Annotated in this window: 1 protein-coding gene; it reads left to right on the top strand. The window is 73.6% G+C overall.

The genetic code is table 11. The annotated features are described in order from the left end of the window. Positions 1 to 44: 44 nt before the first annotated feature. On the top strand, positions 45 to 473 hold a 429-nt coding region (locus P409_RS35745; RefSeq protein WP_034849964.1), incomplete at its 3' end, for a Gfo/Idh/MocA family protein.

Genomic DNA, 473 nt, shown 5'->3' with positions numbered 1-473 from the left:
TCCCGCGAGGGGAGGGGGGACTGGAATGCTTTGAGAGACCAGACATGACCACCAGCATCGGCGTCGGCCTGATCGGCACCGGCTTCATGGGCGAATGCCATGCCCTGGCCTTCCGGGCGGCGCCGGCGGTGTTCCGCACCCGGCTCGGCGCCCGGCTGGAGATGGTGGCCGACATCGATGCCGGCGCCGCGCAGCGCGCCGCCGACCGCTTCGGCTTCGCCCGCGCCACCGGCGACTGGCAGGCGCTGGTGGCCGACCCGCAGGTCGGCCTCGTCGCCATCACCTCCCCCAACCTGCTGCACAAGCCGATGGCGCTGGCGGCGCTCAGGGCCGGCAAGCATGTCTATTGCGAGAAGCCGCTGGCGCTGGCCGCCGCCGACGCGGCGGAGATGGCGGCGGCCGCGGCCGAGGCCGGCGTCACCACCATGGTCGGCTACAACTACCTGCGCAGCCCGGCCGTCTCCTTCGCGCGG

Origin of the sequence: Inquilinus limosus MP06 (assembly GCF_000767795.1) — a bacterium.
Lineage (GTDB): Bacteria > Pseudomonadota > Alphaproteobacteria > DSM-16000 > Inquilinaceae > Inquilinus > Inquilinus limosus_E.
This window is presented reverse-complemented; position numbering and strand designations above follow the sequence as displayed.